Origin of the sequence: Streptomyces sp. DH12 (genome assembly GCF_020873895.1) — a bacterium.
Classification (GTDB): domain Bacteria; phylum Actinomycetota; class Actinomycetes; order Streptomycetales; family Streptomycetaceae; genus Streptomyces.
The window spans coordinates 1-647 of the sequence record NZ_JAHWGT010000389.1 but is presented as its reverse complement, the minus strand read 5'-3'; the positions used below and the strand labels follow the sequence as shown (position 1 = coordinate 647).

Below are 647 nucleotides of genomic sequence, written 5' to 3'. Positions count from 1 at the left end.
AGCATGGCCAGCACGATGCAGCCGACCGAGGTGCTGAACGCGGGCCGGGAGAACATCCGCAGGTCGAGCAGCGGGTGCTCGCGCCGCCGCTGCCGGCGGACGAACAGGACCAGCAGCGCGGCCCCGGCGGCCAGCGGCACCAGCGTGGCCGCACCGAGTTCGCCCGCGCCGAGCCGCTTCACGCCGAGGACCACCGCGAACAGCCCGGCGGCGGCCGTGAGCGCGCCGACCACGTCCCAGGGGCCGTCGCCGTCGCCCTTCGACTCGGGCAGCAGGATCCGCCCGACGGGCAGGCTGACCAGCATCAGCGGGATGTTGACCAGGAAGACCGAGCCCCACCAGAAGTGCTCCAGCAGGAAGCCGCCGAGCAGCGGTCCGACCGCGGCGCCCACGGCGGCGACGGCGCTCCAGACGCCGATGGCGAGCGCCCGCTCACGGCGGTCGGGGAAGACCTGGCGCAGGATCGACAGCGTGGCCGGCATGATCATCGCGCCGCCGACGCCGAGCAGCGCCCGCGCCACGATCAGCAGGTGCGCGTTGTCCGCGAAGGCCGCCATGGCCGAGGCCACGCCGAACAGGGTGTAGCCGAGGAGGAGGACGCGTCTGCGGCCGACCCGGTCGCCCAGGGTGCCGAACAGGATCAGCAG

General features: G+C 74.2%; 1 protein-coding gene. It reads right to left on the bottom strand.

Annotation, left to right across the window (positions count from 1 at the left end):
- Window positions 1-647 (bottom strand): MFS transporter (locus LPA54_RS34735; RefSeq protein ID WP_228984612.1); only part of this gene is annotated, 647 nt, incomplete at both ends.